This is a genomic window from Bradyrhizobium cosmicum, assembly GCF_032290525.1.
In the GTDB taxonomy this organism is placed as follows: domain Bacteria; phylum Pseudomonadota; class Alphaproteobacteria; order Rhizobiales; family Xanthobacteraceae; genus Bradyrhizobium; species Bradyrhizobium cosmicum_A.
In genome coordinates this window covers 24,853-31,137 of the sequence record NZ_JASXTA010000042.1, presented here as the reverse complement: position 1 = coordinate 31,137, position 6,285 = coordinate 24,853, and the positions used below count along the sequence as shown (strand labels likewise).

Annotated in this window: 8 protein-coding genes and 2 pseudogenes; 6 read left to right on the top strand and 4 right to left on the bottom strand. The window is 59.3% G+C overall.

Annotated elements, in window-relative coordinates:
- Nucleotides 1–847: 847 nt before the first annotated feature.
- A complete protein-coding gene (locus QSV46_RS37785; protein WP_314963808.1) occupies nt 848–1,321 on the top strand; it encodes a hypothetical protein in 474 nt (157 codons plus the stop codon).
- A gap of 32 nt (nt 1,322–1,353) precedes the next feature.
- Here the strand turns inward: QSV46_RS37785 and QSV46_RS37780 are convergent.
- Nucleotides 1,354–1,497: pseudogene (locus tag QSV46_RS37780) on the bottom strand (transposase domain-containing protein); the annotation flags it as partial.
- A gap of 141 nt (nt 1,498–1,638) precedes the next feature.
- Nucleotides 1,639–2,076, bottom strand: a complete 438-nt coding sequence (locus QSV46_RS37775) for a hypothetical protein (RefSeq protein WP_314963807.1) — start codon at nt 2,074–2,076, stop codon at nt 1,639–1,641.
- 125 nt (nt 2,077–2,201) lie between these two features.
- Here QSV46_RS37775 and QSV46_RS37770 point away from each other — a divergent pair, with 125 nt between their 5' ends.
- Nucleotides 2,202–2,882 carry a hypothetical protein gene (locus QSV46_RS37770; RefSeq protein WP_314963805.1) on the top strand — a complete coding sequence of 227 codons (681 nt, stop codon included), beginning with the start codon at nt 2,202–2,204 and terminating at the stop codon, nt 2,880–2,882.
- Between the two features lie 581 nt (nt 2,883–3,463).
- On the opposite strand, the gene greA is transcribed toward QSV46_RS37770, so the two are convergent.
- On the bottom strand, nt 3,464–3,946 hold the full coding sequence (gene greA, locus QSV46_RS37765) for a transcription elongation factor GreA (RefSeq protein ID WP_314963803.1): 483 nt from the start codon (nt 3,944–3,946) through the stop codon (nt 3,464–3,466).
- 222 nt (nt 3,947–4,168) lie between these two features.
- Between greA and QSV46_RS37760 the strand changes: the two are divergent.
- From QSV46_RS37760 to QSV46_RS37750, 3 genes and pseudogenes are all read left to right on the top strand, one after another.
- Nucleotides 4,169–4,700 (top strand): annotated as a pseudogene (locus QSV46_RS37760) (AAA family ATPase).
- 84 nt (nt 4,701–4,784) lie between these two features.
- A complete protein-coding gene (locus QSV46_RS37755; protein ID WP_314963802.1) occupies nt 4,785–5,042 on the top strand; it encodes a WGR domain-containing protein in 258 nt (85 codons plus the stop codon).
- Nucleotides 5,043–5,153: 111 nt separating this feature from the next.
- Nucleotides 5,154–5,432 carry an HU family DNA-binding protein gene (locus tag QSV46_RS37750; protein ID WP_314963801.1) on the top strand — a complete coding sequence of 93 codons (279 nt, stop codon included), beginning with the start codon at nt 5,154–5,156 and terminating at the stop codon, nt 5,430–5,432.
- Between the two features lie 43 nt (nt 5,433–5,475).
- On the opposite strand, the gene QSV46_RS37745 is transcribed toward QSV46_RS37750, so the two are convergent.
- Complete coding sequence (locus QSV46_RS37745; protein WP_314963812.1) at nt 5,476–5,814, bottom strand: hypothetical protein; 339 nt, start codon at nt 5,812–5,814, stop codon at nt 5,476–5,478.
- Here QSV46_RS37745 and virD1 point away from each other — a divergent pair.
- Nucleotides 5,761–6,276: a T-DNA border endonuclease subunit VirD1 gene (gene virD1 / locus QSV46_RS37740; RefSeq protein WP_314963799.1), complete on the top strand. Its 516-nt coding sequence runs from the start codon at nt 5,761–5,763 to the stop codon at nt 6,274–6,276. The two genes, QSV46_RS37745 and virD1, sit on opposite strands and share 54 nt — an antisense overlap.
- Nucleotides 6,277–6,285: the final 9 nt, after the last annotated feature.

Here is a 6,285-nt window from a genome sequence, read left to right as displayed (position 1 = left end):
CCCGTCGTCCATACCTGGTCCTACAAACTCGCCGACGCCGCCTGATATGATTCGAACCAAGAAAACGCTGACCTAGACAGAAAGGGCGATCTGCCGAGGACGCCGTTTCAGAGAACAAATTTGCGGATCCGCGGTCAGACCTACACGGCCTGCTTAGAGCCGGGGAGGGATACAAACCAGAAGGCACAAATTTGCGATGCACTGGTAGATCGTCGTGAACCGCGTAACCTCTATGGCGCTGAGTTGCGCATGGAACCCACTCGGAATGCAACCTCTCCCTCTACTTCCCAGCATCCGGTAGGGCCGCAAAATTTGGATTTGGGCAAGAGCATCGACGCGATTGACAATGCAGTCCGTGAGCTGCCCTCGCTCGGAACGAAAAATTCGCCTCAGCAACTGGATGCTATTGGCCGGGTCGGCAACTTGATCGACAGGGCCTACAATGGCGCGCGAGCCGAGTTGATGGCTTCGGTCAGAAGCAGAGAAAGCACAAGCGTCGGTCGATGAACCTAGTCTAGGGCGCGCCTGCTTTGCGCTGGAGGTCATTCAATTGATAGAAGCTTATTCGTAGTGATCTGAGAGGACTAATTCATGCAAGCCGCCATAGCAGAGAAACCGGCAGATCTGCGAACGCAGTCTCAGAGAATACTTCGAGCATTGAGGCGGCGGGACGCCATTACGTCGCGATCGGACAGGATGAGACGGCGTGCGTGCACGTGAAGTTCGCCGCCATCCAAACCTTGCCCCCGTCGGCAAGCAGAAGCGATACAGTCCTCAGCTTCTCACCTACATCCAAGCCCTTGAGATCGACCAGCCGGCGGACCGTCCGCCGATCGACGGGAAGCTCGTGACCAATCTGCCGGTCGCAGATTTCGCCATCGCCATCGAGAAGCTCGAATGGTACGCCTTGCGCTGGAAGGCGGAGGTGTTTCACAAGGTCATGAAGTCTGGCTGTCGCGCCGAAGAGGCGAGGCTTGAGACCGCCGAGCGGCTGGCCAAGTTCCTCGCCCTCATCGCGATGGTCTGCTGGCGCATCTTCTTCCTCACCATGTCCGCACGAGCAAAGCCCGAGGTTGCGCCAGAGACAGTCCTTACGCCAACCGAAATCGCGACGCTTGATGCCATCGACGCGACGCGGGCCAAACCGCGCATCCTGCGCAGGACCCTCGCCACCTATTTGCTCAAGATCGCCATGCTCGGTGGCTACCTCGCACGCAACCACGATCCGCCGCCAGGAAACATGGTCGTCTGGCGAGGCCTAACACGCCTCAATGACATCGCCTTCGGCCTCTCAATCGGAACTCGCCGACGATGTGGGTAATTGAAAGTCGGTGAGAACCGCGGCAGGACCACTCAGGCGGCCTGATCGACGCGCCGGATCGTGTCGCGCCAATTCCACGGAAGGAGTTCGTCGAGCCGGTGGGCGGGATGCTCTGCGATGCGGTCCAGAACGTCAGCCAACCAGGCTTGCGGGTCGATGTCATTCATCTTGGCGGTTTATGCCGCCCGCCGAACTATCTGACCGATGTTCTCGAGCGCATCGTCTCCGGACGTACAAAGATCAATCAGCTGCACATGCTGTTGCCGTGGAATTGGAAGGCCGAGCGCGATAGTTCGCAGGCAAAGCTCGCCGCCTGATCAGTTCGACGGCAGGGCATCTGGAACTTCCTGCGCATCGCTGGCGTCGTCGTAGATCTCTTCGCGGATCACGCGCAGCGTCACCTCGTGCAGATACACTTGCAGCGCACGCTCCAGCTCGGTGAACTCCGGCAGCAGGACTCGATCGACGAAGCCCCGTGACGCACGGACCATCACCGTGTTGCGTCGCTGCCGGCGATAACGAAACGGCCGCAGCCCATATCGGCGGCAAAGCGCCAGAAAAAGGTGCCGAGACCACTGGTCGGGAAGTGAGAATTGCTGTTCGATCGGTGGATCGTAGCGAGCGAGTTCCTCGACCCGGGCCCGCACCCGCTGCAGCGCGGCTTCCGCCGCATGGCGCTCACCAGCAGTTCCGGCCCCCACGAACAACGCCTCGATCTTCCGAAGCTTCTCGCGCAGCTGCGACTCGCTGTTCATTCTGATCCCGTTGCCCGCTCCGAACCGGGATCACCCCATCACCGCGCCCCGGCGGCGTCAATCATCCCGACCGCGCTATCCAGAGCATTCCGCGCAAGTCAAGCCCCGGCACCGGTGATCCTATCGTGACGCTCACCTCACTCGCGATCGCGACGCGCTGGGGAATGGCTGCGGCAGGACCAGGCGACGCCTATCTCTCGGTCCGCGATCCCGTGGACGACGGCGATCCCATCGACCCAAACGACAAGGATACGCTCTTCATCGGGCTCCTTCGTCTGCATATCGCCAACCTAATCAAGCCACTCGGCCATGCCGAACTGGCAGGCGCGCTCCAGCGCCTCACTCATCAGCCATTTGCGCGAAGGCTCCAAGACGATCTCAACCGCGCCCGGACACTGCTGGATGCGGCCCCGGTCAGGGAGCTGGAGAAAGCGAGCTCCGTGGGCGGGCTGATCGGCGGGATCGATCCCGCGCAGGCCCAGTCGTCGACGCCGAGGTTGCTCCCGCCGACCAGGAGGCGCTTGCTCGCGTCCACCTGCGGCCAGTCTTCGTCGGGATCGAGCGTGATCTCATTCGCGCAGCGATCGACGCCGAGCCGCGAATCGTACACAGTCGCATCGCCGATACGGCGAGTCCAGATGAGTTTGCCCGGCCTGACCGCGCCGGCGGCTGGATCATTCCGCTCGGCGAGGAACGACGCATCATTGGCAGTGGATGAACCATTCGCGCAAAACGTGGCTCGGGAAATGGCCTGCTGTCGCGGAACAGAATTGGAGCTCAAAAAGAAGCGCAGAAGGCAGCGGTGATTTTTCAATGAAGCAGTGGCAGCGCGCTACTCCGATGTCCTCGATTGGATTGCAGTACATCGCCGGGCCTAGCTAGAAAGCCAGTCAACATGATACATGACCTGTTCCTTCGGCGTTATCCGCAGCAAATCTATTGGACTGACCGCCCCACTCCTGCGATCCACCAACTCATCGTGCCGGCTGCTCACATCATCTTCGACGACCTTGTGGATCCGCCCGTGTGAAACGCGATCCACGCCGGCAAGACGATGCCGACACCGACAATGAAGAACGACACCGAGGAAAAACCAATAAAGCGAAATCGTTGCATCGCTCGCATATCCCGTTCGATCCCTCGCGCTCTTCCGGAGGACCGCTCCCCCCTTCCCTCACGCCCGCCCCGGCTACTGCCGCCGCAAAGCAGAACGGCCAGAACGCGAAATGACCCATCCGGGCGGTTTTAGTCGCACGGTTCGGAATGGCGCGAGTTCAACATCGACTTGCGAATCAGGCAGGCGCGAAGCTGCGCTCGCGGGACGAGCGCGACTTGTGCGCGCTCGTTTAGGACAATTGGTCAGGGCGCGCGGTATTACTGCTGATACTTAGGCTATAGAGAGAATCTCAAGCTCTTGGTTGGTTGAGCCTACGATATCTCCCACGGCCTTTCCCATCAGGGATTTCGCGACGGGCGATACGAATGAAATGGAGCCAGCCTTCGGATCTGCTTCGTCTTCTCCAACGATACGATATTGTTGTACGCGGCCGTCAACGCGGCGGAAGGCGACTGTGCTTCCAAATGCAGCCACGTCCGTTGTCGCAGGAGCAGGACCAAGCTGAGCTGTGCGGATCCTCTCGGAAAAATAGCGGAGGTCCCGCAGAGGGACTGCCGTCTGCCGTCGGCGTTCGTTGATGTCTTCGATCCCCTGGGCGAGCTCATAGGCCTCACGCGCCTCGGCAAGCTGACGCTGCAAGGCCTCCAGTCCTGCCTCCGTCACCCAATTGGGGTGGGATGAAAATGGACGATCTGGCAGGAGCGTCTCGGAAGCGGTCTCAGCACTTTCTTCCTTCGTGAAGGCAACACTCAATCTGGGACTCCATAGGATACAAGACAACTTGCCAGGTTAATTTTGGCTCCGCGTTGTGCGCTATTTCACAGATCGCAGCCCCTTGCAACGCATCTCTAATATTGGCGAGCTGGGTGAGGTCGAGCCTGGCAAAGGGGGCGATTGAGCATGGGCCCCGGATAGAAAATTCAAAAAGAAGGGCTCGTGCAGGAAATTAAACCTCCCGCGATCGAGAACGACAGAATGGACCGTTTCGTTGTTATCTCCGGCTGTTCGGGTGGAGGCAAGTCCACATTGATTTCCGAATTGTCGCGTCGCGGATACGACGTTGTTGAAGAACATGGCCGTCGGAGGAGCTGCGCTCGGGCAGTTCCGCGCTCCCATAGATTGATATGGGTGCCTTCGCACGCCGTGCAATTGAGGTGGCGTTACACGACCGCGTATTGGCGATGAAGGCGAGCTCGTGGGTATTTTTCGACCGCGGCCTGATCGACGCCGCGGCGGCCCTTCAGCGCCTGACCGGCGAGTTCGCTCCACAGGAGCTGATCCAGGCCAATCGGTACAACAGCCGCGTGTTCTTAATGCCTCCCTGGCCGACATCGATCGGCGCCATGACTTGCAAACGGCCATATCGGAATACGAGCGCCTTCTCCACGTGTATCCTGCTTTGGGCTACGAGGTCGCGATCCTACCGAAAGCGCCGGTCGAGGAGCGTGCGGACTATATTTTCGATACCTTGATGGGGGATGGAGCGCGGCATCCGTGGTGCAACTGACGTATCGAGAGATTGAATCGCTTGGCCCTGATCGATTCATAGAAAGCATTGGACCTCGCTTCAGCAAGCAGCGAGAATCCGGACATGCCGAACCTCAAGCCAGCGCCGCTTCATCTTCGCCGCATCGATGCCGCGCGCAATATGCGGCGGTTCTACATGCTGTCCGTTCAGCCGACCTTGTTCGGGGAACTGTCGCTGATCCGGAACTGGGGCCGGATTGGCACAAACGGGCAGACGATGGTGCAAACCTTTGACGGCAGCGATGAAGCGGGTGACGCATTCGGACGGCTGGAGCGCGCCAAGCGCCGCCGCGGATACGCCGCTGTGGAGGAGAAGGTCTGATAGTTCGTCAGTTTTCCGGGGATTTGTGGCTCTGCCTGTGATATCGGCCCTACCCGTCCGGCGCTCTTCATATCAGACGGAGGAAAATCACAGCAAGATGGAGCCTGTTCCATGACCACCGTGAATGAAATCGCCGACAAGATCGCCGCCGAGAACAGCCTGACAAAGACACAGGCGAAGGCTATCGTCGACGGCGTGTTCAAGGCGATCGCCGATGCAGCCGTGAGGGGGACCGAGACAAGTATCTCCGGGTTCGGGAAATTCAAAGTCAAGGACACGGCTGCGCGCGAGGGTCGTAATCCGTCGACCGGCGCAACGATCACGATCGCAGCTTCCAAGAAGCTCACCTTTGCGCCAGCCAAAGCCATCAAGGACGTCCTCAACGGATGAGCGGGGCCTTCACAGTCGTGCCGTAAGTCGTGGACGAGGGGGCTTACGCCCCCTCTTCCTCGGCCGCGAGTGCTTCGTTGCGCTGGCGGATGAGGTCGGCCAGTTCGGCTTCGAGCGCCTTGCGCTCCGCGGGCGTGAACAGACATTCCCGCAACTCGGCGCGCAATTCCTCGATGATACATCCATTTGTTTGAAGTATTGTGCAGCGAAAGGCGAGTGGGAATTGATTGTGTTTAGCGACGGACAGAGTTTGCGTTGATTGCAAATGCAACGGAGAAACGTTGATATCGACCTTGATCAGAACGCGACGATATATAGCCTTTGAGTCATGCTGGTGGATAGTCCCGTAGGGAGGCCAAGTCTGGTTTCTTCTGCTCTTCATGGAGGAAATGCTATGTCTCACGGTACTGAGCCCGCCTCGCGCGAAATGGCCAGTCGACAACGTCGGCGCGTGGAAGGGGAAAGGTTCAAGGCAGTCAACGCCCGACTACGATCCGCTGAATACGAGAGCTTTTCTCGGCAGGAGCGCTTACTCGCGTTGACCGACAGCATGGCCATACGAGTCGCCGTACGCCGAATTGGCGGCTTCCTGGAAATCGATGCTGGGACACGCCGACAAATGGAGAGAAGTCTTCAAGCGATTGGGGCGCTTTCTCGCAACGTTGCCGCGCTCGTGGCCGCTTATCGGGAGAACCGATCCACGAATATTGAGGCCTTGCGGATCGAGCGCGTCGCGTTGAGCGAGGCGTTCGCCGATATCGATAGTTTGCTGCGCTCCATCCTGTCGGTGTCGCGCCGGCGGACTGATGGATGCTCCATGTTGAAAAATGCGGTGGAGCAATAGTGGCGCACG

Excerpts from the sequence above, each read along its gene's own strand:
- QSV46_RS37775 (WP_314963807.1), bottom strand. The coding sequence starts at position 2,076 with ATGAACAGCGAGTCGCAGCTGCGCGAGAAGCTTCGGAAGATCGAGGCG.
- QSV46_RS37755 (WP_314963802.1), top strand. The coding sequence starts at position 4,785 with ATGCCGAACCTCAAGCCAGCGCCGCTTCATCTTCGCCGCATCGATGCC.
- QSV46_RS37750 (WP_314963801.1), top strand. The coding sequence starts at position 5,154 with ATGACCACCGTGAATGAAATCGCCGACAAGATCGCCGCCGAGAACAGC.
- virD1 (WP_314963799.1), top strand. The coding sequence starts at position 5,761 with ATGCTGGTGGATAGTCCCGTAGGGAGGCCAAGTCTGGTTTCTTCTGCT.
- QSV46_RS37745 (WP_314963812.1), bottom strand. The coding sequence starts at position 5,814 with ATGAAGAGCAGAAGAAACCAGACTTGGCCTCCCTACGGGACTATCCAC.